The sequence below is a fragment of the Streptomyces coeruleoprunus genome (assembly GCF_039542925.1).
Classification (GTDB): Bacteria; Actinomycetota; Actinomycetes; order Streptomycetales; family Streptomycetaceae; genus Streptomyces; species Streptomyces coeruleoprunus.
On sequence record NZ_BAABIT010000001.1, the window covers coordinates 2,633,729 to 2,659,782 of the forward strand.

Sequence of the window (26,054 nt, forward strand, 5' to 3'; positions counted from 1 at the left end):
CCCGTGGGCAGCTCACCGGCCGTGGTCGCATGTGGTGCCGTTCCTGTCCGGGTCCAGGCGTAGGGGGTCCCTTCGGGTGTTGAGTTTCAAGGGGGCGTAGCCCTGGGACTTGAGCCAGGTGCAGTGGTTCTTCGCGGTCGCCGGGAGCGTTGTCGGGACGCACACGTCCGCCGGGCCGTAGTGGCGGTCGCAGCCGGTGACCTGAGGGCCGACCGGGGCGGAGGTGCGGTGCTTCTGGCGCGGCTTCGGGGACTTGGAGAGGTCGTTCGCGAAGTCGTGGACGTGGGGCGAGGCCACCGCCTGCTCCGACGCGCCCACATGCACCCACTCCGCCACCGACGGCACGCCGTTCGCGTCCACCGCGAAGAGCATGTACCAGCCCGGTGGGGCGATGTTGGGGTTGCTGGTGACGTTCAGGTCGATGGTCGTGTCGTCGACGACGGTCAGCGGGAGGTCCACGAAGCGCTGGTTGGGGTCGGAGGAGTGGGTGACGGCCGCGGGGCGGATGAGTTCGGCCCGCACGATCGGCCGGTCCACCGTGATGCGCCGGGTGTCGCCGTACTTCCAGCGGTCGCCGGCCACCGAGGTGATCTGCGGGCGCGGGCCCTTGAAGAGGTACGGCGGGGTGTAGACGGACACCTTGTCGGTGAAGGAGCCGTCGCCCGGGTTGTCCCCGACGGACATCACGCGGCCGTCCGGCAGCAGGAAAGTCGAGGAGTGGTAGCCGCGGTCCGCCGGGTCGGTGGCCATTCCGGGCTGGAACGTGTTCGTCGTGGGGTCGAACATCGACGCCTCGTAGACCGGGTCGGCCCGGTTGTGGAGGGCGCCGCCCGTCTCGAAGACCTTGCCGTCGGGCAGCAGGACCGCGGAGACGTACATCTTGCCCTGGGCGCCGGTCTGCGGCGCCGGCGGTGCGCCGTTGACCGACTGGGTGCCCTGCGGCAGGAGCGGACCCGGCCGGTACGCGGGGTCGGGCTGCTTGAGGTCGATGATGTCGACCAGGCGGTTCGCGTCCGGGTTCGTCTCGATGTTGCCGCCGCCGATGGTGAGGACGCGCTGGTCCTGGGCGGGCGGGAGGAGGACGCTGGCGGACTGGTCGCGTTCGTCCTTTTTCTGGAGGCCGGGTACGTCGGTGATGGTGTTGGCGTCGTAGTCGTAGATGGAGGCGCCGGTCCCGGGCGTGCCGTTGCCGAAGACATGGCTGCCGGAGTAGAAGAGGCGGCCGTCCTGCATGAGGATCATGGACGGGTAGAGCCCCCAGTACGACCAGGTCTGGTTGACCTCGCCGAGGGACAGCCACTTGTTCTGGGCGGCGGACCACCGCTCGGCGGTCACCGAGCCCGTCGAGTCCTCGCGCAGGCCGCCGAAGGAGATCACGTCGCCGTTGCCGAGGACCGTCGCCGACGGGTACCAGTGGCCGTCGATCATGTCGTTGGTGCGGGTGTACGTCTCGGTGTCCGGGTCGAAGACGTACGAGTCCTTGTAGCCCTGGTAGCCGATCTTCCCGTCGGCGGACGGGTAGCCCTTGTTGCCGCCCATGATCAGCACCTTGCCGTCGGCCAGCTGGACGTGTCCGGCGCAGAACATGTCGATGGGCGTGTTGATCGTCTTGAAGGAGCCGTTCGCGGGGTCGTACACCGCGGTCTCGAAGGTGCCGGCGGCGAAGCGCTCCGGGTCGTTGCCGGAACCGGCGACCAGCAGGACCTTGCCGGTCTTCAGGACGACCGCGTGGATGGCGCGGACCGGGTTCTTGAACGGCAGCACCTCCCACGCGCCCTTGGTGCAGGCGTCGCCCGCCGTGCACACGTCGCCGGTGGCGGGGACGGTGGCGTCCTCCATCGTGTAGTCGTCGGTGGTGAGCGTGCCCGTGCCGTAGAGGGAGACGCCCCAGGTGATCTGGTCGGTGCCGGGCGGCACGGGCGGGGTGCGGACCTCGGCGCGCCGGTACGTGGCGCTCATCGGCGGGGTCATCACGTCCGTCCAGTACACCCAGCCCTGGCGCACGTCCCGCCGGAAGAGGGTGACGGCGATGTCGGGGCTCGTGGACTTGTACCAGACGGACAGGTCGTACTGGTGACCCGGCGTCACGTTGGGGGCGCAGGAGGGCGTTTCGTACATCATCGCCTTGCGGTCGCCGTCGGCCCGGCGGGTCAGCGTGACCTCCATGGCCCGCTGCCCGCCGTGCGCGTCGTCGGTGAGGCGGAAGCCGTGGTCGTTGTCGCCCCAGCCGTAGATGTCCCAGCAGCGGGGGGTACCTTCCGGCTTGAGGGTTTCGAAGCCGGGGTTGACCAGCAGGTTCGTCCCCGCCTCGGCGGGTGGGGCGGTGGACAGCGACAGGCCGCTCGCGGCGAGGGCCAGCAGCGCGGTCACGGCGAGGGCGCGGCGGCGGCGCCTGCGGGGGGAGTTCATGAGCCGTCCCTTCCTTCACGGCGGGTACGCGGTACGTAGATCAGGGCCTGGGTCGCGGCGAACCGCAGCACGAACGTGGCGACGAGGGCGAGTGCCGTGGCGGGCAGCACCGCCATCCCCGCCCCGGCCACCAGCAGGGCGATGAGCGGGATGCGCAGCAGCAGGTCGGCGTTGGCGAGCAGGGCGAAGCGGGCCCAGCGGTCCGCCCAGTGGCGGTGCGCCCGCTCGCGGTGGAACAGCAGCAGTTCGGTCAGCAGGAGGTTCCAGGTGACGCCGAACTGGTTGGCCAGCACCTCGGCGGGCAGGTAGTGCAGGCCCGCGCCGGTCAGCACGTACAGCGCGGCCAGGTTCGGCAGGAAGCCCGTCAGGCCGATGAGCCCGAAGACGACCATCCGGGACAGCGCCGTGCCGGTGCGCAGGCCCGCCAGGTGCTGGAGGAAGCGGAGCCCCTCGCGCGCCGTCGACTTGGAGGTGCCGGCGAACCGTTCCTGGAACGCGAAGGGCACCTCGGCGACGGACGTGATGGTGCGGGGACGGCAGCGGACGACCAGCTCCAGCAGGATCTTGTAGCCGAGGGGCTGGAGGCCGTCCGCCTCGACGGCCTTCCTGCGGACCGCGAAGAACCCGCTCATGGGGTCGCTGACGCCGCCCAGGCGGCGCGGGAACAGCGCCTTCGACAGCAGGGTGGAGGCACCGGAGACCAGCAGCCGGTAGCCGCCGGCCAGTCCGGCGCGGCTGCCGCCCTTGGCGTAGCGGCTGGCGACGACCAGGTCGGCGCCGGTCCGTTCGCCCTCGGCGACGAGGTCGGGCACCAGCTCGGGCGGGTGCTGGAGGTCGCCGTCCATGACGACGACCCAGTCGGCGGCCGCCGCCCGCAGTCCCTCGACGACGGCCCCGCCGAGCCCGCCGGCCGGTTCGTCGCGGTGGATGAGCCGTACGGGGAACGGGAAGGCGGGCGCGGCCGCGCGGACCACGTCGGGGGTGTCGTCGGTGGAGTCGTCGACGAACAGCACCTCGAACGGGACGTCGCCGGGGAACGCCCCCGCGATCCGGCCGAGCAGTTCGCGGACGTTGTCCGCCTCGTTGAAGGTGGGGACGACGACGGTCACGGCGGCCGTCGCGGGCGCTGCGACGCGGAGGTCCGCGTCGCGGATCAGGGGGCTCGTCACCGGGCGCCACCGCCGTGGGTGCGGCGGATCTCCACGCGCTGCTCGCCCTCGCCGAACGTGGCCACGGCCGTGGAGTTCTTCAGCGCGTCGGCCACGGTCGGCAGGTCCTTGGCGTCCCTGCGGACGGTGGGCGTGGAGACGACGTAGTCGATGTCCCGCCATCCGTCGTCGAGGACTCTGCCGACGGCCGGGTCGAGGTCGGCCTTGTAGAACCAGATGGCGCCCGTGCCCGGCCGGTAGCCGTGGTGCACCAGGTCCAGCCAGAGGGAGTCGTCGACCAGGACGCGGCGCCGCTCCGGGTCGGTGACGTGCCCGGCGGCCGGGTCGAGCCAGGCGGCGGCCGCGCGGAACCGGGCGTTGGGGTCGTCGGTCATGGCGGTGCGCCCGCCCTCGTACCAGTGCGGCACGGTGTACGCGGCGCCGGCGAGGGCCAGGGCCGTGAAGGCGGCGATCGCGGCCGTGCGGGGCAGCCGCCGGTGCAGCAGGCCGCGGACGGACGCGGCGACGGCGGCCAGGCACAGCGCGAGGAACGGCAGCGCCTGGATGATGTACATGTCGGGCAGGTAGCCGGAGCTGCGGAAGGCGGCGACCGAGCCCAGCAGGACGACCACGAAGGCCGGGCCCGCGGTGGCCCGCGCGGTCACCGACCAGCGGTAGGTGGCGGCGAGCAGCAGGGCGGCGGCGAGGCCGGCGAGGGGCAGGACCCGGTCGTAGTACAGCCAGGAGTCGAGGACCTTGTTGGCGCCGGACCCGTCGGTGAAGATCGAGCCGGAGCCGGGCCTGGACAGCTGGTAGACGACGCCGTCCCAGAGGGACACATGGCCCCTGCCGGGCAGGAGTTCGTTGTTGAGCAGCGCGAACAGCGGGTAGAGGAGCCCGATCAGCACGCACGAGGTGAGCGCTCCGGTGACCGCGAACTTGCGGGTGTCGCGGTGGCTGTGGCGCCACATGGTGAACAGGACGGCGGGCAGCGCCAGCAGCATCGTCTCCTTCGACAGGACGGCGACGGCCGCGCAGATCCCGGCGGCAAAGTGGTGCCAGAGGTGGCGGCTGGGCGAGGCGGCGAGCACGAACGCGGCGAGGATCCAGGCGACGGCGATGTTGTCGAGGAAGATCTCGCGGTGCAGTTCGACGGAGAGCGGCGACAGCCCGAACAGGGCGACGGCGAGGGCGGCGGTCCACCTGGGCAGGGCGAGGCGCCGGGCCAGCACGTACAGCAGGACGGCCGTGACGAGGGTGACGAGCAGCATCACCGACCGCATCGCGCCGACGGTCATCGACTCGGGGGCGATCAGTGCGGGCGCCCAGGTGAGCAGGGCTATCTGGAGCCAGCCGAGCGGCGGGTGGTCGTACCAGTACTCGTAGTGCGCGAGGCCCTGGCCCTGCTGGATCGCCCAGGCCTGGGCGAGGTAGGTGCCCTCGTCGTCGCTGAACGACGGGAAGCCGGCGATGTTGACGCCCTGGACGACGGCGATGGCCAGGAGCAGCCCGAGCAGCAGGAGCTGGTCGGGGCGGGAGGAGCGGAGGCGGAAGCGCGGGGCGGGCGGGAACGGTGTGAGCGGCACGGGCTGCTGCCCGGTGCGGTGCCGGCGGCCGCTGCGGGACGCGGCGGCCGGGGTGAGGGTGGACGTCATCGGGTGGCCTCCTCCCGTACGAGGTGGGCGCCGACGTGGCTGGTCAGCTCCCAGTCGCTGCGGCCGCGCTGTTCGCGCCAGACGGCGCGGACGGCGGCGCCGGCCAGCAGGACCTGGTAGAAGGGGCCGCCGGCGATGAGCTTGAGGTAGTGGACGAGCCGGACGCGCAGGCCGTACTGGGTGCCGAAGTCGTGCAGTCCGACGACCTCGAAGACGAACGTCACGAGCGCCGTGAGCGCGGGCAGGAAGGAGATGACGGCGATCCCGACGGGGACGTCGAGGAACAGCGCGATCGCCACGTTGACCGGGATGACGACGCCGGTGAAGGCCTGCATGAACGGTGTCATGAGCGTGTAGCGGGCGAGCATGCGCTGGCCGAGCGTGGGCAGCCGCCGCCAGTCCCGCTTCCGGTACACCTGGAGGAAGCCCTGGTTCCAGCGGGTGCGCTGTTTGAGCAGGGCGAGCAGGGTGCCGGGGGTCTCCTCGCGGGTGACCATGTCGGCGTCGTAGGCGACGACGACCTTCTTGCCGGCGGAGGAGAGGCGTACGCCCAGGTCGCAGTCCTCGGCGAGGCAGTTCTGGTCCCAGCCGCCGGCTTCGCGCAGGACGTCGGTGCGGACGAAGACGGTGTTGCCGCCGAGCGGGATGAAGCCCTTGGCGGCGTGCAGGTGGAGGCGGCTGCGGAACCAGAAGAAGTACTCCAGGCAGTTGCGCAGGGCGTACCAGCTGGAGTGGAAGTTGATCAGCTGGACGCCGCCCTGGACGACGTCGGCGCCGGTGGCGGTGAAGGCGTGGTCGACGTGGGCGAGGAGTTCGGGGTGGACCTGGTCCTCGGCGTCGAAGACGCCGACGATGTCGCCGCGGCAGTACGGCAGGGCGGTGTTGAGGGCCTTGGGCTTGTTCTTGGTCTCGTGGGTGTCGACGACGACCCGTACGCGGCCGGGGTCGCGGGCGGCGGCCCGCTCGGCGACCTCGGCGGTCTCCGGGTCGTCGTGCCCGACGATGACGATGATCTCGAAGTCCCGGTGGGTGGACTCGCGGAGCCGCTCGATGGTGTGCTCCAGCACGAGCTGTTCGTGCCGGGCGGGCAGCAGCAGCGAGAACGACAGCCCCTGGGCGCCGTCGGGATGCGCGAAGCGGGTCGCGGCCAGCGTCTCGGGCGTGCGCCAGGCGTGCATCTGCCACCAGAGCGTGAACGCGGCCATCCAGAACAGCGCCAGCGAAATGGCAGCGATGAACAGCGATAACAGCACGGAATGGTCCCCCCTGGGACCGTCCGGGCAGCGCGCACCGTCAACCGGTGTGTTGGTGTACGACGGTGTGTCGCGCGACCGCGGTGCGGACGATCCCCATGTGTCGACTGACGGTCGGTTGAGGGGGCGTACGCGGCAGGACCCCCCTGGCCTGCGTCAGCCCTCGATCGACGTCCGTGCGCGCCTCCCCAGTCGCGTACGGACCCCCTCCTCGTCCGATGAGGATAGAGGCAATGGGTGACAGTCAGGAGGTGTCCCGATAAAAAGCGTGTTTCCTACGTCAGTTGGACAGTTTCCGGGATAGTTCAGATGCGTCCGTGGTAGGGGCGTCGCAGACGAAGTGCCGGCAGACGTACGCCGTGGGCCGTCCGTCGACCAGGATCCGGTCCCTGAGCAGCGGGAACTCCTCGCTGTCGGGCGCGCCCACGGCGACGACGGCGCCGGGCGCGGTGGACCGCAGCGCGGTGCGGTGGAGTGCGCGGGTGGCCTCGTCGTCACGCGGGCCGGCGACGGCGATCTCGCGGGGGCCGTCGAGCAGCGCCTCGGCGGTGGCCAGGCCCCAGCCGATGAAGCGCGGGGCGCGCGGCCCGAGCGCCTTGACCACGCCGAGCGCGCCCTCGGCGGCGGAGCGGTGGGCGTCGGATCCGGTGTGGGCGGCGTACGACAGGAGGGCGCCGGCGGCGGCCGTCCAGCCGGAGGGGGCGGCGTTGTCCGTGGGGTCCTGGGGGCGGCGGATGAGCTGTTCGGCGTCGTGGGCGGTGTCGTACAGCTCGCCGCCCTCACCGCGGAACCGGTCGAGGACGAGGTCCAGCAGGAACCCGGCGAACTCCAGCCAGACGCCCTCGCCGGTGACGGCGGCCAGCGCGAGGAAGCCCTCGGCGACGTCGCCGTAGTCCTCCAGCACCCCGGCGTTGGCGCCGGTACGGCCGTCCTTCGAGGTGCGCGAGAGGCGGGCGCCGTCGTCCATGTGGAGCCGTACGAGCAGGTCGGCGGCCTCCGTGGCGCGCTCGACGAGGTCGGGCCGGCCGAACAGGGCGCCGGTCTCGGCGAGCGCGGCGACGGCGAGCCCGTTCCAGGCGGCGACGATCTTGTCGTCGCGGCCGGGGCGGGGCCGTTCGTCGCGGGCGGCAAGCAGCCGCTGCCGGATCCGGGCGACGCGCTCGGCGTCGGCGACCCCGGCTCCCTGCGGGAGCTGGAGCACGGAGGAGCCGTGCTCGAAGGTGCCCTCGTCGGTGACGCCGAAGTACCGCGCGGCGTAGGCGCCGTCCTCCTCGCCGAGCACGTCCCGCAGCCGCTCGGGCGTCCACACGTAGAAGGCGCCCTCGACGTGCCTGCCGGTCCCGTCGTCGGAGTCGGCGTCCAGCGCGGAGGCGAACCCGCCCTCGTTGGTGCGCAGTTCGCGCACCATGAAGTCGGCGGTCTCCAGGGCGACGCGGCGGGCGAGGTCGCTGCCGGTGGCGCGCCACAGGTGGGCGTAGACGCGGCACAGCAGGGCGTTGTCGTACAGCATCTTCTCGAAGTGCGGCACGACCCACTCGCGGTCGACGGAGTAGCGGGCGAAGCCGCCGCCGAGCTGGTCGTAGATGCCGCCGCGGGCCATGCGCTCGCAGGTGTCGGCGGCCATCTGCAGGGCGCCCTCGGAGCCGGTGCGGGCGTGGTGGCGCAGCAGGAACTCGATCACCATGGACGGCGGGAACTTGGGTGCGCCGCCGAAGCCGCCGTACCGGTCGTCGTACTCGCGGGTGAGGCCGAGGAGCGCCTGGGCCAGCTCGGGCTCGCCGGGCACGCCGGAGCCGACGGTCGCGAGGGACCGGCCGGCGAGTTCCCGGGTGATGGTGGCGGCGACCCGGTCGACCTCGTCGCGCCGGTCGTCCCAGGCGGCCCTCACGCCCTCCAGGACCTGCTGGAAGGACGGCATGCCGTGACGGGGCGCGGGCGGGAAGTACGTCCCGAAGTAGAAGGGCTCGGCGTCGGGCGTGAGGAACACGGTCATGGGCCAGCCGCCCTGCCCGGTGGCGGCCTGCACGGCCTCCATGTACACGGCGTCGACGTCGGGCCGCTCCTCGCGGTCGACCTTGACGGACAGGAAGTGTTCGTTGAGGTACGCGGCGGTGGCCTCGTCCTCGAAGGACTCGTGCGCCATGACGTGACACCAGTGGCACGAGCTGTAGCCGACGCTCAGCAGCACGGGCACGCCACGCCGCCGCGCCTCCTCGAAGGCCTCACCGGACCAGGGCCACCAGTCGACCGGGTTGTCGGCGTGCTGGAGGAGGTAGGGGGACGTCTCGTGCGCCAGTCGGTTCGGCATAAGCCCATCCTGCCGGACGGGGCGGCCGGTGCGCGCGGGCGGAGGGAGGTGTCCCCCCTCCGCCCGGCGGTCACTCCTGGGTGGCGGCCTTGCCCGGAGCCGTCTGCGGGGAGGTGCCCGGCTCCGGGGCCTCCTCGAAGTTCACGCGGTTCATGTGGCGGTTCATGGACTTCAGCAGCATCCACACGCCCAGGGCCATGACCGCGAAGACGATGAAGCCGAGCACGCCCGGCGTCACCTTGTTCGGGTCGAAGTCCTTGGCGGCGAGAGGGACGAGCTGGGTCAGGGCCTGGTGTGCGCTCATGTCAGGCATTGTCGCGGATGCCCGCGAAGAGGTCGTCCTCGGGGAGGGAGGTGTCCACGAGCGACTTCGCCAGCTCGTACTCCTCCGTCGGCCAGACCTCCTTCTGGATCTCCATCGGGACGCGGAACCAGCCACCGTCCGGGTCGATCTGCGTACGGTGCGCGATCAGCGCCCGGTCGCGGGTCTCGAAGAAGTCGGCGCACGGGACGTGCGTGGTCAGGGTGCGCGCGGCGCGCTCGAACTCGTCCCAGCGCTTGAGCCACTCCCCGTACGGGGACTCCAGGCCGCGGTCCAGGAGGGCCTGGTGCAGGGCCTCGGTGCGGGGGCGGTTGAAGCCCTGGTTGTAGTAGAGCTTGAGCGGCTGCCACACGGGGCCGTACTCGGACTCGGGGTACTTCTCCGCGTCGGTCGCGCCCTCGAAGGCCACCATCGTGATCTTGTGGGTCATGATGTGGTCGGGGTGCGGGTAGCCGCCGTTCTCGTCGTAGGTGGTGATCACCTGCGGGCGGAACGTACGGATGGACTGGACCAGGCGGCCGGCCGCCTTGTCGACGTCCTCCAGGGCGAAGCAGCCCTGGGGCAGCGGGGGCAGCGGGTCGCCCTCCGGCAGACCGGAGTCGACGAAGCCGAGCCACTCCTGCTGCACGCCCAGGATCTCCCGGGCCTCGTCCATCTCCTTGCGGCGCACCTCGTGGATGTTCTCCTCGATGTACGTGTCGCCCTGGAGCTTCGGGTTGAGGATGGAGCCGCGCTCGCCGCCCGTGCAGGTCACGACCAGCACGTCCACCCCCTCGGACACATACTTGGCCATCGTCGCCGCGCCCTTGCTCGACTCGTCGTCGGGGTGGGCGTGCACGGCCATCAGTCGCAGCTGCTCAGTCAAGACTGGATCCTCAATGATTCGTCAGGTCGCTCGGCTTCTATAGTGACGGAATCGGCGCACCGGATATTCCGTGCTCCGCGTACGAGAGGAACGATCATGACCGCGGCTGGTGAGCAGCTTCCCGAGGGCCGGTACGGCCGCTCCGCGGAGGAGCGCACCGACCGCCGGCTGACGATCGTGGGCTCGGTGCTGGGCGTCCTGATGCTGGCGTTCATCGGCTGGCTGGGCTGGGACTACATCGCGAGCCAGAAGCTCAGCGGGGAGATCATCAAGTTCGACGTGGCGGCCGAGGACCGGCTCGACGTGCACCTGGAGATCCGTAAGGACGCGGGCATGAAGGGCTACTGCACGGTCCGGGCCCTGACGGCGGACCGCGCCGAGGTGGGCCGCAAGGACTTCCGGTTCGACGAGGCGGAGGCGCGGGTCGACCGCGTGGTGAGCCTGCGCACGACCGACCGGGCGGCCAACGCCGAGCTGCTGGGCTGCACCGCGGACTGAGCCCCCGCACGGGAGGCTCCCAAGGAGCGGGAAACCCGTTCGGCGGGTGACAGATCACGCGCTGACCTGCGGAGTCCTAAATTCCGTGACGTTCGTCCTCCCCCTTTGAGCCGCGAATTGTTAGGCTCGTGGTTTCGCCCTCCCAGTAAGGCTGCATCCTTCTGGTAGGGCGATGCTTTGTATTCCCAGCACCGACGAGGAGCACCTGTGACCCAGACCAGCGAGAACGTCACCTGGCTCACCCAGGAGGCGTACAACCAGCTCAAGGCCGAGCTGGAGTACCTGTCTGGTCCCGCGCGAACCGAGATCGCTGCCAAGATCGCGGCGGCGCGCGAGGAGGGCGACCTGCGCGAGAACGGCGGGTACCACGCGGCCAAGGAGGAGCAGGGCAAGCAGGAGCTGCGTGTGCGCCAGCTGACCCAGCTCCTGGAGCACGCGAAGGTGGGCGAGGCCCCCTCGGAGAGCGGCGTCGTCGCGCCCGGCATGGTCGTCACGATCGCCTTCGACGGCGACGAGGACGACACGCTGACGTTCCTGCTCGCCTCCCGCGAGTACGCGAGCTCCGACATCGAGACGTACTCCCCGCAGTCGCCGCTCGGCACCGGCGTGAACGGCAAGAAGGTCGGCGAGGACGCCGAGTACGAGCTGCCGAACGGCAAGAAGGCTTCCGTGAAGATCCTGGAGGCCAAGCCCTACCAGGGCTGAGCCCCCACGCGTCCACGACACCGCGAAGGCCGGTCCCCTCGCCGCCGAGAGGCGCACGGGACCGGCCTTCTGTCGTGTTCGTTCGCGTCCGGGGCGGGGCTCAGGACGCGGCGGAGCGGTACTTGCGGACCGCCAGCGTGCGGAACACCGCGATGATGATCACCGACCAGATGATCGACGCCCACACGGGGTGCTGCATGGGCCAGGCGTCCGACTGCGAGACGCCGGGGTTGCCGAACAGCTCCCGGCAGGCCTGCACGGTCGCGCTGAACGGGTTCCACTCGGCGATGTGCCGCAGCCAGGGCGTCATACGGCCCGAGTCCACGAACGCGTTCGAGATGAACGTGACCGGGAAGAGCCAGATCAGCCCGCCGGACGTGGCGGCCTCGGGCGTCCGCACGGACAGGCCGATGAGGGCGCCGATCCACGAGAACGCGTAGCCGAGGAGCAGCAGAAGCGCGAAGGCGGCCAGCGCCTTGGGGATGCCCTCGTGCACCCGCCAGCCGACGAGCAGCGCCACGACCGTCAGGACGACGACGGTGAGCGCGGTCTGCACGAGGTCGGCGAGCGTACGGCCGGTGAGCACGGCGCCCCGGGCCATCGGCAGCGACCGGAACCGGTCGATGAGGCCCTTGTGCATGTCGTCGGCGATGCCCGCGCCCGCGCCGGCCGTGGCGAACGTGACGGTCTGGGCGAAGATGCCGGCCATGAGGAAGTTGCGGTAGACGGACGGGTCCGTCGTCCCGCCGATGTTCATGGAGCCGCCGAAGACATAGCTGAACAGCACCACGAACATGATCGGCTGGATGAGCCCGAAGATCACCACCTCGGGGATCCTGGCCATCCTGATCAGGTTGCGGCGGGCGACCACGAGGGAGTCGCCGATCGACTGGACGATGCCGCCGCGGGGCCGGGGGACCGGGGCGTGAGCGGGGCCGGCGGTGGTCTCGGTGACGGCGGTCACTTCACGGCCTCCTTCCTGCGGGCGCTGTCGCGGACGTCGTCGCCGGCGCTCTCCTCGTCCTCGGCGGCGGCCTCCGCCGCGTGGCCGGTGAGCGAGATGAAGACGTCGTCGAGGGTGGGCCTGCGCAGCCCGATGTCGTCGATCTCGACGCCCCGGGCGTCCAGCTCGCGGATGACCTCGGCGAGGAGCTTGGCGCCGCCGGTGACCGGGACGGTCAGCTTGCGGGTGTGCTCCTCGACGGTGACGTCGCCGCCCTTGCCGAAGACGGTGAGGACCTCGCGGCCGGTGGGGATGTGCTCGGGCGCGTGGACGACGACCTCGACGCGCTCGCCTCCGGTGCGGGCCTTCAGCTCGTCGGAGGTGCCGCGGGCGATGACCCGGCCGTGGTCGACGACGCAGATCTCATGGGCGAGGTTGTCGGCCTCCTCCAGGTACTGCGTGGTCAGCAGCAGCGTCGTGCCGCCCGCGACGAGTTCCTGGATGACCTCCCACAGCGCCTGGCGGTTGCGCGGGTCGAGGCCGGTCGTGGGCTCGTCCATGAACATCACGGGCGGGGAGACCACGAGCGCGGCGGCCAGGTCGAGCCTGCGCCGCATGCCGCCGGAGTAGGTCTTGGTGATGCGGTCGGCGGCGTCGGCGAGGTTGAACCGCTCCAGCAGTTCGTCGGCGCGGGCCTTCGCGGCCCGGCCGGACATCTGGTAGAGCCGTCCCACCATGTGCAGGTTCTCGCGGCCGGTCAGGTACTCGTCGACGGCGGCGAACTGGCCGGACAGGCCTATGGAGCGGCGGACCTCGTTGGGATGCTTGAGGACGTCGATCCCGGCGACGACCGCGCGGCCGCTGTCCGGCTGGAGGAGCGTGGTGAGGACGCGCACGGTCGTGGTCTTCCCGGCGCCGTTCGGGCCGAGAAGGCCGAGGACCGTGCCCTCGGGGACGTCGAGGTCCACGCCGTCCAGAGCTCTTACGTCGCCGAAGGTCTTCACCAGGCCTTCGGCATGAATGGCGCCTGGCATGTGGGTTCTCCCGTTGTGCGTGATTCGCTCACCCAAGCGTAGGGACGCCGGAGCACGGCGGCCCGGCGAGCGTATGGCGTGGGCCACACACTAACGCGATATATCGCGATCATCAAGAGGCTCCGCCCGGGGGCGGAGCCTCCGCGGCAGGCGGAAGGCTCAGGCGATGACCGTGTAGCCCGCCTCGTGGAGCGCCGCGCGGACCTCCTGGCAGTGTTCCGGGCCCTTCGTCTCCAGGTGCAGCTCCACCTCGACCTCCGTCAGGCCCAGGCGCGGGTCGGTGCGGACGTGGCCCACGTCCAGCACGTTCGCGTCCACGACGGTCAGCACGCCCAGCAGGTGCGCCAGCGCGCCCGGCCGGTCCGGGAGCCGCAGCCGCAGGCTCAGGTAGCGGCCGGCCGCCGCCATGCCGTGCCGGAGGATCCGCTGGAGCACCAGCGGATCCACGTTGCCTCCCGACAGCACCGCCACGACCGGCCCCTCGAACGCCTCCGGGGTGCTCAGCAGCGCCGCCACCGGGCTCGCGCCGGCCGGCTCGACGACCAGCTTCGCCCGCTCCAGGCACAGCAGCAGCGCCGAGGACAGCGCGTCCTCCGAGACCGTACGGACCTCGTCGACGAACTCCCTGACGATGCCGAACGGCACGTCGCCGGGCCGCCCCACCATGATCCCGTCGGCCATCGTGGGCAGGCAGTCGACCGCGACGGGATGCCCCACGGCCAGCGACCTCGGGTACGCGGCCGCCGACTGCGCCTGCACGCCGACGACCCGCACGTCGGGCCGCAGCGACTTCACCGCGACGCCGATGCCCGCCGCCAGACCGCCCCCGCCCATGCCGACGACGATCGTGCGCACCTCCGGGCACTGCTCCAGGATCTCCAGGCCCACCGTGCCCTGCCCCGCGATGATGTCGGGGTGGTCGAAGGGGTGGATGAACACCGCCCCGGTGTCCCGCGCGTACTGCTGGGCCGCCGCCAGCGTCTCGTCCACCACGTGCCCGTGGAGCCGCACCTCGGCGCCGTACTCGCGGGTCGCGGCCACCTTCGGCAGCGGGGCGCCGACCGGCATGAAGACCGTCGAGCGCACGCCCAGCAGCGACGAGGCCAGCGCCACGCCCTGCGCGTGGTTGCCGGCGGACGCGGCGACCACGCCCGCGGCCCGCTCCTCCGGGCGCAGCCCCGAGATCCGCACGTACGCTCCGCGCAGCTTGAACGACCCGGTCCGCTGGAGGTTCTCGCACTTGAGGTGCACCGGGCCGCCCACCAGCCGCGACAGGTGCCGGCTGCCCTCCAGCGGGGTCGTCCGGGCGACCCCCGACAGCATCTTCTGGGCACCCTTCACGTCGTCCAGGAGGACCGGGTGCAAGGGGCGAGGCGTACGGAAGCTCATGACATCAAGTCTCGCAGCTCAGGATGCGTCCCATCTCGTTTGTGCAGCCCCGGTACGGAGGCGCTGGGGGCCGCGTACTCTGTCCCCCACCAAACCGACCGCCGCACGAGAGAGCCACACAGCCATGCCCACTTCACAGGACATGACGACTGATCTTGACTCCGGTCTCCTCGATGCCCTCCAGCACCAGGTGGCCGTCTTCGCCCGGCGGGCCGAGCAGACCCGCCTCGGGGGCACCGGCCAGCTCCGCAACTCGATGGACCGCGCCGCGTACCTCCTCCTCAACCGCCTCGACCAGGAAGGCCCGATGGGCGTCAAGGCGCTGGCGGCCGGCATGGGCATCGACTCGTCGACCGTGACCCGCCAGGTGGCGCCGCTCGTCGACACCGGCCTGGTGAAGCGGACCTCGCACCCCGAGGACGGCCGCGCGGTGGTGCTCCAGCTGTCGCCCCGCGGCCAGGCCCGGCTGGAGGAGGTGCGCTGCTCGCGGCGCGACCTGATGGCGCAGGTCACCGAGGGCTGGACGGCCGCGGAGCGCGAGTCGTTCTGCACGCTGCTGACCCGCTTCAACTCGGCGCTGTCCGCCCGGCAGGCGGGCCTGCCGCCGGCCCATCCGGAGGCCACGCCCTCCTCTTGAGGCACGCCCCTTGACCCGCCTTGCCGGCTGTCCTCAGATGAGGGTGTGGTCGCAGAGGACTTCGCGGTGTTCGTCGCGGGTACGGCAGGCCGGCTGCTGCACCTCGCGACGCTCCTGACGAGCGAGCCCGCCGAGCCGCCGGGCGCCAATCCGCACGCGCAGCGGCTGCTGGCCGCCGCGCTCGGCGCCACGTACGCCCACTGGGACCGGCTGCGCGGCGAGGACCCGTACATCGCGGCCCGCCGGGAACTGACCGTGCGGTTCGCCCGCGCGGCCTGGCGCCACCACCGGGGACGCGGCGGCGTCCTGTCGCGGCTCACCCCGCGCGAACGGCTCGCCGTGGTCCTGCGCCACCGCGAGGGGCTGTACGAGGAGCAGGTCGCCGCCCTGATGGGGCTGCCCGAGGAGCGGGTGCGGGCCCTGTGCCGGCACGCCGTGCGGGCACTGCGCGCGACGTCCCCGGCGGGCGCGCCGTGACCGGCGGGAACGGCCGGGACCTCAAGGAACAGGACGTCCGGCGGCTCCTCGGCGCCGGGGCGCGGCCCGCCGTTCCGCCGGACCTGCTCGCCCGCGCCCTCGCCCACGGGGCGCGTGTCCGGCGGCTGGAGCGGGTGCGGGGCACGGTGCTGTGGCTGCTGATCACCGCCGCCGTGGTGGCGTTCGCGGTGTGGGCGGCCGTGGTGCAGCCGTGGGCGGCGCCGCCCATGGGGACGACGCCGCCGCTGGAGGCGTGGTGACGGACCGGCCTGCCGGGGGTCAGCCCAGCGCCTGGCGCAGGTCCGCCAGCAGGTCGTCGACGTTCTCGATGCCGACCGACAGGCGCACCAGGTCCGCCGGGACCTCCAGCGCCGAACCGGCCGCGCTCGCGTGGGTCATCCGCCCCGGGTGCTCGATCAGCGACTCGACGCCGCCCAGGGACTCGCCCAGCGTGAAGAGCTTCGCGCGGTTGCAGACCTCGACCGCGGCCTCCTCGCCGCCCGCGACGCGGAACGACACCATGCCGCCGAAGGCGCGCATCTGCTTGGCCGCGACCTCGTGGCCCGGGTGCTCCGGCAGGCCCGGGTAGAGGACCTGGGTGACCTTCGGGTGCCCGGTCAGCATGTCGACCACGCGCGACGCGTTCTCGCTGTGCCGGTCCATGCGGACGGCGAGCGTCTTGATGCCGCGCAGCACGATCCACGAGTCGAACGGGCCGGCCACCGCGCCCATCGCGTTCTGGTGGTACGCCAGTTCCTCGCCGAGTGTCTCGTCGGCCGTCACCAGGGCGCCGCCCACGACGTCCGAGTGGCCGCCCATGTACTTGGTGAGCGAGTGCACCACGACGTCCGCGCCCAGCGCCAGCGGCTGCTGGAGGTACGGCGAGGCGAAGGTGTTGTCGACGACCAGCTTCGCGCCCGCCGTGCGGGCCACGTCGGCGACGGCCGCGATGTCGGTGATGCCGAGCAGCGGGTTCGACGGCGTCTCGACCCAGATGACCTTCGTACGGTCGGTCATCGCGGCCCGCACCGCCGCCGGGTCGGAGGTGTCGGCGACGGACCACTCGATCCCCCACCGCGAGACGACCTTGGCGAACAGCCGGAACGTGCCGCCGTAGGCGTCGTTCGGGATGACGACGTGGTCGCCGGGGACGAGGAGCGTGCGCAGCAGGCAGTCCTCGGCGGCGAGGCCGGACGCGAAGGCCAGGCCGCGGCGGCCGCCCTCCAGCGCCGCGAGGTTCTCCTCCAGCGCCGTGCGCGTCGGGTTGGCGCTGCGGCTGTACTCGTAGCCGCCGCGCAGACCGCCCACACCGTCCTGCTTGTAGGTGGACACCTGGTAGATGGGCGGGACGACCGCGCCGGTCAGCGGGTCGGCGGTGTTGCCCGCGTGGATGGCGCGGGTCTCGAAGTTCTGGTGGGTGTGCTCGTCGCTCATGGGGCCGAGCGTAATGCCGGACGGAGGGGTTCCCCGAGCGTCCGCGACAATGGGCGCATGGTGGAGATTCTCTGGGTCCTGTTCGCCGTCGGCCTGATCGCGGCCGTCGTCGCGCCGTGGCTGCTGCGGCGCCGCTCCGGCGGCATCCGGCTGGTCGAGCCCGGCGCACCGGACGCGGCCGATCCGCTGGCGTACGGGTTCGTGCGCCAGGAGCTCCTCGACGTCCGGATGCCCGGTCCCGACCAGGACCTCCTGGACGTGCTGGACGTGGTGCAGCGGACCCAGGACTGGCGGGCCGCCTCGCAGCTGCTGGCGGGCACGCCGAAGGAGAGCGAGGAGCGCTGGCAGCGCGTGCAGGCCTTCGCGGGCGCGGCCGCCCTGGAGCTCCAGCAGCAGCCGGGGACGGGCGGGTCCTGGCTGCGGGCGTGGCGGGCGGAGGCGCCGAAGGACGCGGGCGGCGCCGCGGTGCACGCGGAGTTCCTGGTGCAGCAGGCGTGGCGGTCGTCGACGGCCGGGACGGACGACTTCCGGATCATCCTCGAAGAGGCCCGCACGGTGTGCGGCGAGGCGGCGCTGCTGGCGCCCGGCGACTCCGTCCCGTACATCGTGGAGCTGGCCGTGGCGCGCGGTCTTGGCTACTCGCACGAGCAGTTCGACCAGGTGTGGGCGAAGGTCATCGACCGGAACCCGCAGCACATGGGCGCGCACATCGCCGCGCTGCACTTCTGGTGCGAGAAGTGGCACGGCTCGCGCCAGGACGCGGACCGGTTCGCGACGGCCGCGGCGGCGCGCGCCCCGCAGGGCTCGCTGCTGGCGGCGCTGCCGCTGTTCGCGGTGTGGGAGCACCTGCCGGACGTGGCGCTGGTGCGGGACTTCTACGGCACCGCGGTGGTGTCGAAGGCGATGGAGGGCGCGCTGTTCGCGGTGCAGTCGGCCCGCCCCGACGACCCGATGCTGGCGCACGTCCGGCACCTGCTGATCCACTTCCTGGTGGGCGCGCAGCGCTGGGCCGAGGCCATGGACCAGATCGTGCACGTGGACGGTCACGTCGGGGCGCTGCCCTGGACGATGAGCGAGGACCCGGCGGCGCAGTACGCGGTGTACCGGGCGCTGGCGGTGGCCGGGTACGAGGCGAACGGCGGCAGCCCGGCGACGCTGCCGCGCTAGGACACGGGCCCGCCCGGGCCCGATGACGACGCCGCCGCCGGTACGGGAACGCGCTTGCGACCCGTACCGGCGGTGGGCCATACTCCGCTTCCCCCCACGTCTCTTTGTCATGCCCTTTTCTTTTTCCCGTGGGGGGACTCTGCCCGATGGGCGCTTCCGTGCGTGCGCTGCGCGCTTTCGTTCTGCTCGCCGGTTTCTACCTGCTCGGTCTCGTCATGCTCGCCGCCCTGGCCGGCATTGACTGGGCGGCGGCGCTCTGGGCGCCCAGCAGCGTGGCCGTGAAGCTGTACATCGTCAGCGTGGTCCTCGCCGTCCCGATCGTGCGGGGCATGTTCATGCTCCGCACTCCCCAGGGCGACGACCCGCACGGCGTCCTCGTCACCGAGCACCAGGAGCCCCGGCTGTGGCAGGCCGTACGGGAACTGGCGCAGCAGGTCGGCACCCGCGCGCCCGACGAGATCCGGCTGACCGCCGACATGAACGCGGCGGTCAGCGAGGACGCCCGGTTCCTCGGCCTGCTGGGCGGCACCCGCCGCCTCTACCTCGGCCTGCCGCTGATGACCGGCCTCACCGAGGCGCAGCTGCGCGCCGTGCTCGCCCACGAGATGGGCCACTACGCCAACTCCGACACCCGGCTGGCCGCGCTCACCGTCCGCGGCCGCGTCCAGGTGGCCCGTACCATCGCGCACTTCGAGGAGCGGGCGGGCAGGAAGGTCGCCAAGGAGCGCGCCCGGCAGGAGGCGAAGAACGAGAAGAAGCTCGCCAAGGGCAGGAAGGCCAAGGAGGTCGACACGACCGGCGCGGGCATCACCTACCGCGCGATGGCGAAGGTCTACCAGGCGTACGGGCACTTCTACCTGCGCGCCACCCTGTCCGGATCGCGCCGCCAGGAGCTGGCCGCCGACCTGGCCGCCGCGCGGATCGCGGGCCGTGACGCGACCGCGTCGGCGCTGCGCGAGATCCCGGTGCTCGACTCCGCCCACGACTTCTACATGAGCGCGTACGCGACCCTCGGCGTCGGCGCGGGCCTGCTGCCCCCGCCGGGCGAGGTGTTCGGCGGCGTCCGGCACCTGCTGGCCGCGCGCGGCGCCGAGATGGACGAGCTGCGCCGCGACCTGCCGACCGAGCCGACGTCCCCGTACGACTCCCACCCGCCGATCGCCGAGCGCGTCGCCCGCCTGGAGGCCCTGCCGGACGACGGGCGCCGCTCCGAGCCGGCGACCCCGGCACTGGACCTGCTGGCCGACGCGCGGGCGGCGCTGGTCGCCGTCGAGGAGGCGTCGCTCACGCCGGAGGCGCTGGGGCTGCGCCGCGTGGACTGGCCGGAGCTGGTCCACGCGTCGATGACGGCCTACTTCGCGGAGGAGGCCGAGCCGCTGCGCCGGGCCACCGCCGACGTGACCGGCGGCGACGGCACGCTCGCCGCGCTGCTGAACGCGCTGGACCTGGGCGCCGGCCCCGAGATCGCCGACCGGCTGCCCAAGTCGGAGGAGGCGGAGGCCGCGCGGGGCCGGGCCGCCCGCGAGTTCGCCCGCCCGGTGCTGCGCCGGGGCCTGGCGCGGATGGTCGCCGGCGAGCTGATCGCCCGGGGCGACGCCCGCTGGGAGCTGTCCTGGTCCGAGTCCGCGGCGCTGCGGCTGCCGCCCGGCTACGAGGACGAGCTGCCGGCCGCGCTCGACGCCGCCGTCGCCGACCGCCCCGACACCGCGCCGCTGCGCATGCTGCTGGCCCCCACCCACGCCTGAGGTTCCGTTGAAGATCGTGTTCTGGGTCGTCCTGACCCCCGTCGTCCTCGCGCTGCTCGCGCTCGGGCTGTACTTCCTGAAGGCCATCGTGCAGGGCACCATCGAGGGCCTGCGCTCCGACCCCGCCGCGGAGGAGGCCGCCGAGCGGGCCGCCGCGCTGGGCCTGCTGCCCGTGGAGCGGCAGCACACCAAGCTGTCCGCGCCGGAGCCGGCGGCGCTCACCGTGGCGATCGCCGCCGCGCGGGCGGGCGACTGGCAGCCGGTGGCCGCCCTGTTCGACGGGACGGCGGCGGCGCGGGACTGGGAGCGCCGCACCGCGTACTGCGAGAAGCTCGCGGACGTGGCCGCCGAGGACGACGCCTGGCTGCTGGCGTGGGAGTCGGCCCGGCCCGACGACCCCGGGGCGGCCCTCGTACGGGCCCGCAGCTCGGTGTTCCTGGCGTGGAGGATCCGCGGCGCCAAGCGGGCGCAGTACACGACGCACGAGCAGTTCGAGGGCTTCCACCGCACGCTCGCCCGCACCCGTCACGAGCACGCGCGGGCGGCGGAGCTGGCGCCGGAGGGCGACCCGGCGCCGTACGTGGGCGAGATCTGGACCGCGATCGGCCTGGGATACCCGCACGAGGAGATGCACCGCATCTGGAAGGACATCACCGCCCGGGCACCGCACCACTACGAGGCGCACTTCTCGGCGCTGCAGTACTGGTGCCGCAAGTGGCACGGCTCGGAGGAGCTGGCGCGGGCGTTCGCGGTGAAGGCCTCGGCGGAGGCGCCGCCCGGCAGCCTGATGAAGGCGTTCCCGCTGATCGCGCACTTCGAGCACGACGAGTCGGACTCGGCGGACGTGGACCGTACGCCGGAGATGTACGCCGCGGTCGACGCGGCCCTCGCCGACGCGGCCGCCGCCGATCCGGACCACCCGCGCCTGGCCGAGGTCCGCCACCTGCTGGCGTACTACCTGTACCTCCAGGAGCGGTGGGAGCCGGCCCTGGAGCAGTTCCGCCTGGTCGACGGGTACGTGGACGCACTGCCGTGGCGGTACAAGGGCGACCCGGCGGGCGAGTTCTGCCGGATGCGCGACGAGAGCGCGGTCAACGCGGCCGCACAGGGCGGGGCGTGAGCATGGAGATCGCCCGGATCGTCGTGCTGGGCCTGGCCGTGGTGGTGGGCATCGTCGTCTACCGCCGCATCGTGGGCCCGTCGTCCGGCAAGGCCGGCCCGTCCAAGGACGCGGAGGCGCTGGGGTTGCTGCCGGCGTACCGGCAGAACACGAAGCTGCCGGCCCCCGCACCGGAGCTGGAGCGGGTGCTGGTCGCGGCGGCGCGCCTCGACTGGGAGCCGGCGGCGCGGCTGCTGGCGGAGACCCGGGAGAGCCGGGACTGGGAACGCCGCTGCGACATCGCGTCCTCCCTGGGCCACGCGGCCGGGGAGGGCGACGGCTCCTGGCTGGACGCGTGGGCGGAGGCGGCCGGCCCGTACGACCCGGACGTGGCGGTGGTCCGGGCGCACGCGACGGTGGCCCTCGCGTGGGAGCTGCGGGGCGCGGCCTTCGCCAAGCACACCACCCGGGAGCAGTTCGAGGGCTTCCACCGGGTCCTCGCGCAGGCGCCGCAGGACATCGCGCGGGCGGCCGAGCTGAACCCGGACGACCCGACGCCGTACGTGGCGGAGATCTGGACCGCGCTGGGCACCGGCTACCCGCACCCGGAGATGCACCGCCTCTGGGCGCGGATCACGGCTCGCGCCCCGCACCACTACGACGCCCACTACGCGGCGCTGCAGTACTGGTGCCGCAAGTGGCGCGGCTCCGTGGAGCTGGCCGAGTCCTTCGCGCGCGAGGCGGCGTCGGCGGCACCGATGGGCACGCTGCTGCGCGCACTGCCGCTGGTGGCCTGGTACGAGCACCACGACGACGACGCGAAGGCCGCCGACTTCCGCTCCCCCGAGCTGGTCGCCGTGGTCGACGCGGCGCTGGCGGACGTGGCGGTGGCCCCGGTCGGCCACCCGTCGCTGGCGGAGGTGCGGCACCTGCTGGCGTACTTCCTGGTCCGGCAGGGCCGCCACGAGGCGGCGCTGGAGCAGTTCCGGCTGGTCGACGGCCATGTGAACGCGCTGCCGTGGAGCTACTACAACGACCCGGCGGGCGTGTACTGCCACTGGCGGGACAAGGCGGCCCGTGGCGCCCGCAAGCGCTTCGGGGGCTTCGGCGGCTGAGGAATCCCCGGTCCGCCCCCGTCGTTGACGGGGGTGAAGCCGCCCCGAGGAGACCCGTATGTTCCTGCACCGCCGCACCCCGAGATGCCCACGCCCGAGCAGGCGCTGAAGGGCCGCCCGGAGCCTGAGTTCCCGCTCCCCGACCGGCACGAGGTCCTGGGCAACCCGCTCGCCGGCCCCTACCCGCCCGGCCTGGAGGTCGCGGACTTCGCGCTGGGCTGTTTCTGGGGCGCCGAGCGCAAGTTCTGGCAGACGGACGGCGTCTGGACGACGCTGGTCGGCTACCAGGGCGGCTACACGCGGAACCCCGCGTACGAGGAGGTCTGCACGGGCCTGACGGGCCACACGGAGGTGGTCCGCGTGGTCTTCGACCCGTCGAAGGTGTCGTACGAGCAGCTGCTGAAGGTCTTCTGGGAGGCCCACGACCCGACCCAGGGCTACCGCCAGGGCAACGACGTGGGCACCCAGTACCGCTCGGCGGTCTACACCCACACCCCCGCCCAGGCCGCCACCGCCGGGGCGTCCCGCGCCGCCTACCAGAGGGTCCTGACGGCGTCGGGCCACTCCACGATCACCACGGAGGTCCTGCCGGCGGACGGCCGCCCGTTCTACCCGGCGGAGCCGTACCACCAGCAGTACCTCCACAAGAACCCGGGCGGCTACTGCGGCATCGGCGGCACGGGCGTGAGCTGCCCGGTGGGTGTGGCGAAGGCCGACGGCTGACGGGGTCAGACCTCCCCGCCCGCCTGGGCCGTGCGTATCGCCGACGCCGTGGCCGCCGGGTCGTAACCGGGGGCCACGCCGTCGATGAGGAGGACGTCGCCGTCCAGGTGACGGGTGCGCAGCGGGAGGAGCCGCTGGTAGGCGTCGGAGTCGTACCAGTCGCGGGCGTGGTCCATCGACGGGAAGGCGACGATCACCAGCGCGTCCGGCCAGGTGCCCTCGCGGACCTCGCGGGCGGGGGCACCGTGCACGAGGAAGCGCCCGCCGAACGGGTCCAGTGTGGACTGGACCCGTTCCATGTAGGTGAGGACCTCGTCGTGGAGGGTCTCGGTGGGGCGCAGGCTTGCGACCGCGTAGGCGGGCATGGCGTCTCTCCTTCTCTCAACCGGCCTCCACCGTACGGCGGTTGAGGCGGGAGATCGATTACCTCGCAGGTAGCGGAGGGGGCTCGGCCCGCCGCGCGCGTCAGATCGTCGCCGTGTCGATCACGAAGCGGAAGCGGACGTCGCCGGACAGGACCCGCTCGTACGCCTCGTTGATCCGGTCCGCTCCGATCACCTCGATCTCGGCGCCCAGGCCGTGCTCGGCGCAGAAGTCGAGCATCTCCTGGGTCTCCGCGATGCCGCCGATCATCGAACCGGCCAGGGTGCGGCGGCCGCTGATCACGGAGAAGAGGTTCAGCGAGACCGGCTCCTCCGGGGCGCCGACGTTCACCAGCGCGCCGTCCGTCTTCAGCAGCCCCAGGTAGGCGCCGAAGTCCAGCGGGGCCGACACCGTGGAGACGATGAGGTCGAAGGTGCCCGCCAGCTTCTCGAAGGTCGCCGGGTCGCCGGTGGCGTAGAAGTGGTCCGCGCCCAGCTTCCTGCCGTCCGCCTCCTTCCGCAGGGACTGGCTCAGCACGGTCACCTCCGCCCCCAGCGCGTGGGCGATCTTGACGCCCATGTGGCCGAGGCCGCCCAGGCCGACGATGGCGACGTTCTTGCCGGGGCCGGCCTTCCAGTGGGCGAGCGGAGAGTAGAGGGTGATGCCGGCGCACAGCAGCGGCGCCGCGACGTCGAGGGAGAGCCCGTCGGGGATCCGGACGGTGTAGTTCTCGTCGACGACGATGTGCGTCGAGTAGCCGCCGTAGGTGGGCTCGCCGTTCTTGTCGAGACCGTTGTACGTGGCGGTCATGCCCTGGGTGCAGTACTGCTCCAGGCCCTGCCGGCAGTACGCGCACTCGCGGCACGAGTCGACGAAGCAGCCGACGCCGACGCGGTCGCCGACGCGGTACTTCGTGACGCCGGGACCGACCTCGGTGACCACACCGGCGATCTCGTGGCCGGGCACCATCGGGTAGATGCCCTCGCCCCAGCCGTCGCGCGCCTGATGGATGTCGGAGTGGCAGATACCCGCGTACTTGATCTCGATGAGGACGTCGTGTGCGCCGACCTCGCGGCGCGGGACGGTGGTGCGCTCCAGAGGGGCCTTCGGTGCGGGGGCCGCGTATGCGGGGACGTTCGTGGTCATGGCGTCGAGCCTGTCAGCGGGCCGGGAGGTCACCCAGCCCCCTGTCGTGCCTACGACCGGCGTGCGTACCACTGACAGGGTCAGGCTGACGGGACCGTCCCGTGCGTACGACCAGGAATACTTGCGGTATGGACCAGCGTGCCGAACTGAGCGAATTCCTGCGCTCGCGCAGGGCCCGGCTCAAGCCGGAGGACGTCGGGCTGCCCGAGTTCGGGCGCCACCGCCGCGTGCCGGGGCTGCGCCGCGAGGAGCTGGCCCAGCTGGCCGGGGTGTCCGTGGCGTACTACACGCGCCTGGAGCAGGGCAACGGCCGGAACGTGTCGACCGAGGTGCTGGACTCGATCGCCCGCGCCCTGCGGCTCACGGACGCCGAGCGGAACCACCTCGTGCACCTGGCGAAGCCCACGGCCAAGAAGAAGCGGCGGTCGGCGGCCCGCCCGCAGACCGTGCGGCCCGGGGTGCTGCACCTGCTGGACTCGATGGACTCGGTGCCCGCGTTCGTCCTCGGCCGGCGCCTCGACATCCTGGCGTGGAACCGGCTGGGCCGGGCCCTGCTGGGCGACTTCGAGGCGATGGACCCGCAGGACCGGAACATGGCCCGGCACGTGTTCCTGTCGCCCTCGGCGCGCACGCTGTACGTCGACTGGGAGGCGAAGGCGACCGAGGTGGTGAGCGTGCTGCGGATGTACGCCGGGTGCTCGCCCGACGACCCGCAGCTGTCGACCCTGGTGGGCGACCTGTCGGTGCACAGCCCCGAGTTCCGCTCGCTGTGGGCGGCGCACCTGGTGCAGGAGAAGGGCCACGGGGTGAAGCGGCTGCACCACCCGCTGGTGGGCGAGCTGACCCTGTCGTACGAGACGCTCAGGCTGCCCGACGACCACGACCTGAGCCTGGTGACCTACACGGCCGAGCCGGACTCCCTGTCGGCCGAGTCGCTGCGGCTGCTCGCCCACTGGGGCGCGGACGCGGCGGCGGCCGGCGCCCCGCAGGCTGCCGCATCCCAGGACTCCTGAGCCGCCCCGCCACAGGCGCGGCCCGCGCCCCGGAAACCCCTGCTGACGCTCGCGTTCCGCACGTACCGTGGCGGGTGACCGACGCGAAGATCGCGAATGCGGAAAGCGAAGGGGGAATGCGCATGCGTGCCATCGGCACCCTTGCCGGGGTCCGGACCGGAACGGTCGCGGCCACCACGTCACTGCTGCTCGCCGGGGGCCTGTACGGCGCCACGTCGGCCGCCGCGCTGGACGGCTGCTCCACGATCCGCGGGGCCTCGGTCTGCTGGAGCAGCGGGACCGACACGTTCACGGTCAAGGACACCGCCGTGGACGGCGCCACGGTCCGGGTGAGCTACACGGTGGACCTGGCGGACAAGGACGTCACCGGCCGCTGCACCACCGGCACGACGGACGGGGTGAAGACCGTGCGGTGCCGGGTCGGCGGGCTGCCGGAGGGCAAGGCCGTCGTGTGGTCGGTGTCCACGTGGAAGGACGGCCGGCTCGTACAGCAGGGTCCGACGCAGTACCACACGAGCTGACGGACGGCGCTCGGCGCGAAGCAAGAAGCAAGAGGCACAAGAAGCACGAAGGCGGCGGTGCCCCTCGGGGGCGCCGCCGCCTTGG

General features: G+C 72.4%; 24 protein-coding genes and 1 pseudogene. 12 read left to right on the forward strand and 13 right to left on the reverse strand.

Going from position 1 to position 26,054, the window contains the following annotated elements:
* Positions 1 to 12: 12 nt before the first annotated feature.
* The 7 genes from ABEB09_RS11270 to mca all read right to left on the reverse strand — a co-directional run bounded on the left by ABEB09_RS11270 (position 13) and on the right by mca (position 9,960).
* On the reverse strand, positions 13 to 2,409 hold the full coding sequence (locus ABEB09_RS11270; RefSeq protein ID WP_345689678.1) for a galactose oxidase early set domain-containing protein: 2,397 nt from the start codon (positions 2,407 to 2,409) through the stop codon (positions 13 to 15).
* Positions 2,406 to 3,578 (reverse strand): glycosyltransferase, encoded by a 1,173-nt coding sequence (locus tag ABEB09_RS11275; protein ID WP_345689680.1) that lies wholly within the window; start codon positions 3,576 to 3,578, stop codon positions 2,406 to 2,408. Before ABEB09_RS11275 ends, ABEB09_RS11270 begins: the two co-directional genes overlap by 4 nt.
* A complete protein-coding gene (locus ABEB09_RS11280) occupies positions 3,575 to 5,212 on the reverse strand; it encodes an ArnT family glycosyltransferase (RefSeq protein ID WP_345689682.1) in 1,638 nt (545 codons plus the stop codon). Before ABEB09_RS11280 ends, ABEB09_RS11275 begins: the two co-directional genes overlap by 4 nt.
* Positions 5,209 to 6,465, reverse strand: coding sequence for a glycosyltransferase (locus ABEB09_RS11285; protein WP_345689684.1), 1,257 nt, complete (start codon positions 6,463 to 6,465; stop codon positions 5,209 to 5,211). The genes ABEB09_RS11280 and ABEB09_RS11285 overlap by 4 nt, the downstream gene beginning before the upstream one ends.
* 280 nt (positions 6,466 to 6,745) lie before the next feature.
* Positions 6,746 to 8,773 carry a thioredoxin domain-containing protein gene (locus ABEB09_RS11290; RefSeq protein ID WP_345689686.1) on the reverse strand — a complete coding sequence of 676 codons (2,028 nt, stop codon included), beginning with the start codon at positions 8,771 to 8,773 and terminating at the stop codon, positions 6,746 to 6,748.
* Between the two features lie 70 nt (positions 8,774 to 8,843).
* Positions 8,844 to 9,086 (reverse strand): hypothetical protein, encoded by a 243-nt coding sequence (locus ABEB09_RS11295; protein WP_345689688.1) that lies wholly within the window; start codon positions 9,084 to 9,086, stop codon positions 8,844 to 8,846.
* Entirely contained in the window at positions 9,079 to 9,960 is an 882-nt protein-coding gene (mca, locus tag ABEB09_RS11300; RefSeq protein WP_345689690.1) for a mycothiol conjugate amidase Mca, read from the reverse strand. Before mca ends, ABEB09_RS11295 begins: the two co-directional genes overlap by 8 nt.
* A gap of 96 nt (positions 9,961 to 10,056) precedes the next feature.
* Here mca and ABEB09_RS11305 point away from each other — a divergent pair, with 96 nt between their 5' ends.
* The gene (locus ABEB09_RS11305; protein ID WP_345689692.1) at positions 10,057 to 10,458 is read left to right on the forward strand and encodes a DUF4307 domain-containing protein; all 402 of its coding nucleotides are present in this window, start codon (positions 10,057 to 10,059) and stop codon (positions 10,456 to 10,458) included.
* Positions 10,459 to 10,665: 207 nt separating this feature from the next.
* Positions 10,666 to 11,163 carry a transcription elongation factor GreA gene (gene greA / locus ABEB09_RS11310; RefSeq protein ID WP_345689694.1) on the forward strand — a complete coding sequence of 166 codons (498 nt, stop codon included), beginning with the start codon at positions 10,666 to 10,668 and terminating at the stop codon, positions 11,161 to 11,163.
* 100 nt (positions 11,164 to 11,263) lie between these two features.
* Here the strand turns inward: greA and ABEB09_RS11315 are convergent, their stop codons facing one another.
* The 3 genes from ABEB09_RS11315 to ilvA all read right to left on the reverse strand — a co-directional run bounded on the left by ABEB09_RS11315 (position 11,264) and on the right by ilvA (position 14,529).
* Positions 11,264 to 12,127 carry an ABC transporter permease gene (locus ABEB09_RS11315; protein ID WP_380841511.1) on the reverse strand — a complete coding sequence of 288 codons (864 nt, stop codon included), beginning with the start codon at positions 12,125 to 12,127 and terminating at the stop codon, positions 11,264 to 11,266.
* Positions 12,124 to 13,140 carry an ATP-binding cassette domain-containing protein gene (locus ABEB09_RS11320; RefSeq protein ID WP_345689696.1) on the reverse strand — a complete coding sequence of 339 codons (1,017 nt, stop codon included), beginning with the start codon at positions 13,138 to 13,140 and terminating at the stop codon, positions 12,124 to 12,126. The genes ABEB09_RS11315 and ABEB09_RS11320 overlap by 4 nt, the downstream gene beginning before the upstream one ends.
* A 159-nt stretch (positions 13,141 to 13,299) precedes the next feature.
* Entirely contained in the window at positions 13,300 to 14,529 is a 1,230-nt protein-coding gene (gene ilvA / locus ABEB09_RS11325) for a threonine ammonia-lyase (RefSeq protein ID WP_345689698.1), read from the reverse strand.
* 124 nt (positions 14,530 to 14,653) lie between these two features.
* Here ilvA and ABEB09_RS11330 point away from each other — a divergent pair, with 124 nt between their 5' ends.
* From ABEB09_RS11330 to ABEB09_RS11340, 3 genes are read left to right on the forward strand one after another with little or no spacing between them, the layout of a single operon-like run.
* Positions 14,654 to 15,166 (forward strand): MarR family winged helix-turn-helix transcriptional regulator, encoded by a 513-nt coding sequence (locus ABEB09_RS11330; RefSeq protein ID WP_345689700.1) that lies wholly within the window; start codon positions 14,654 to 14,656, stop codon positions 15,164 to 15,166.
* A 45-nt stretch (positions 15,167 to 15,211) separates the two neighbouring features.
* The gene (locus ABEB09_RS11335; RefSeq protein ID WP_345689702.1) at positions 15,212 to 15,643 is read left to right on the forward strand and encodes a sigma factor-like helix-turn-helix DNA-binding protein; all 432 of its coding nucleotides are present in this window, start codon (positions 15,212 to 15,214) and stop codon (positions 15,641 to 15,643) included.
* Positions 15,640 to 15,903: a hypothetical protein gene (locus tag ABEB09_RS11340; protein WP_345689704.1), complete on the forward strand. Its 264-nt coding sequence runs from the start codon at positions 15,640 to 15,642 to the stop codon at positions 15,901 to 15,903. The genes ABEB09_RS11335 and ABEB09_RS11340 overlap by 4 nt, the downstream gene beginning before the upstream one ends.
* A gap of 19 nt (positions 15,904 to 15,922) precedes the next feature.
* Here the strand turns inward: ABEB09_RS11340 and ABEB09_RS11345 are convergent, their stop codons facing one another.
* The gene (locus ABEB09_RS11345; protein ID WP_345689706.1) at positions 15,923 to 17,077 is read right to left on the reverse strand and encodes a cystathionine gamma-synthase; all 1,155 of its coding nucleotides are present in this window, start codon (positions 17,075 to 17,077) and stop codon (positions 15,923 to 15,925) included.
* Between the two features lie 60 nt (positions 17,078 to 17,137).
* Between ABEB09_RS11345 and ABEB09_RS11350 the strand changes: the two genes are divergently transcribed.
* The 5 genes and pseudogenes from ABEB09_RS11350 (at position 17,138) to msrA (ending at position 22,926) form a co-directional block, all read left to right on the forward strand.
* Positions 17,138 to 18,244 (forward strand): hypothetical protein, encoded by a 1,107-nt coding sequence (locus ABEB09_RS11350; RefSeq protein ID WP_345693910.1) that lies wholly within the window; start codon positions 17,138 to 17,140, stop codon positions 18,242 to 18,244.
* 146 nt (positions 18,245 to 18,390) lie between these two features.
* Complete coding sequence (locus tag ABEB09_RS11355; protein WP_345689708.1) at positions 18,391 to 19,989, forward strand: M48 family metalloprotease; 1,599 nt, start codon at positions 18,391 to 18,393, stop codon at positions 19,987 to 19,989.
* Between the two features lie 7 nt (positions 19,990 to 19,996).
* The gene (locus ABEB09_RS11360; protein WP_345689710.1) at positions 19,997 to 21,109 is read left to right on the forward strand and encodes a hypothetical protein; all 1,113 of its coding nucleotides are present in this window, start codon (positions 19,997 to 19,999) and stop codon (positions 21,107 to 21,109) included.
* A 2-nt stretch (positions 21,110 to 21,111) separates the two neighbouring features.
* On the forward strand, positions 21,112 to 22,203 hold the full coding sequence (locus ABEB09_RS11365; RefSeq protein ID WP_345693911.1) for a hypothetical protein: 1,092 nt from the start codon (positions 21,112 to 21,114) through the stop codon (positions 22,201 to 22,203).
* A 58-nt stretch (positions 22,204 to 22,261) separates the two neighbouring features.
* Positions 22,262 to 22,926: pseudogene (gene msrA / locus ABEB09_RS11370) on the forward strand (peptide-methionine (S)-S-oxide reductase MsrA).
* A 5-nt stretch (positions 22,927 to 22,931) separates the two neighbouring features.
* Here msrA and ABEB09_RS11375 read toward each other — a convergent pair.
* Both ABEB09_RS11375 and ABEB09_RS11380 read right to left on the reverse strand, forming a co-directional pair.
* Positions 22,932 to 23,291: a DUF1330 domain-containing protein gene (locus ABEB09_RS11375; protein WP_345689712.1), complete on the reverse strand. Its 360-nt coding sequence runs from the start codon at positions 23,289 to 23,291 to the stop codon at positions 22,932 to 22,934.
* Positions 23,292 to 23,391: 100 nt separating this feature from the next.
* Positions 23,392 to 24,435, reverse strand: a complete 1,044-nt coding sequence (locus ABEB09_RS11380) for an NAD(P)-dependent alcohol dehydrogenase (RefSeq protein ID WP_345689714.1) — start codon at positions 24,433 to 24,435, stop codon at positions 23,392 to 23,394.
* A 128-nt stretch (positions 24,436 to 24,563) separates the two neighbouring features.
* On the opposite strand from ABEB09_RS11380, the gene ABEB09_RS11385 reads away from it, so the two are divergent.
* Entirely contained in the window at positions 24,564 to 25,448 is an 885-nt protein-coding gene (locus ABEB09_RS11385) for a helix-turn-helix transcriptional regulator (RefSeq protein ID WP_345689716.1), read from the forward strand.
* 122 nt (positions 25,449 to 25,570) lie between these two features.
* Positions 25,571 to 25,969, forward strand: coding sequence for a hypothetical protein (locus ABEB09_RS11390; RefSeq protein WP_345689718.1), 399 nt, complete (start codon positions 25,571 to 25,573; stop codon positions 25,967 to 25,969).
* The last annotated feature ends 85 nt before the right edge of the window (positions 25,970 to 26,054 follow it).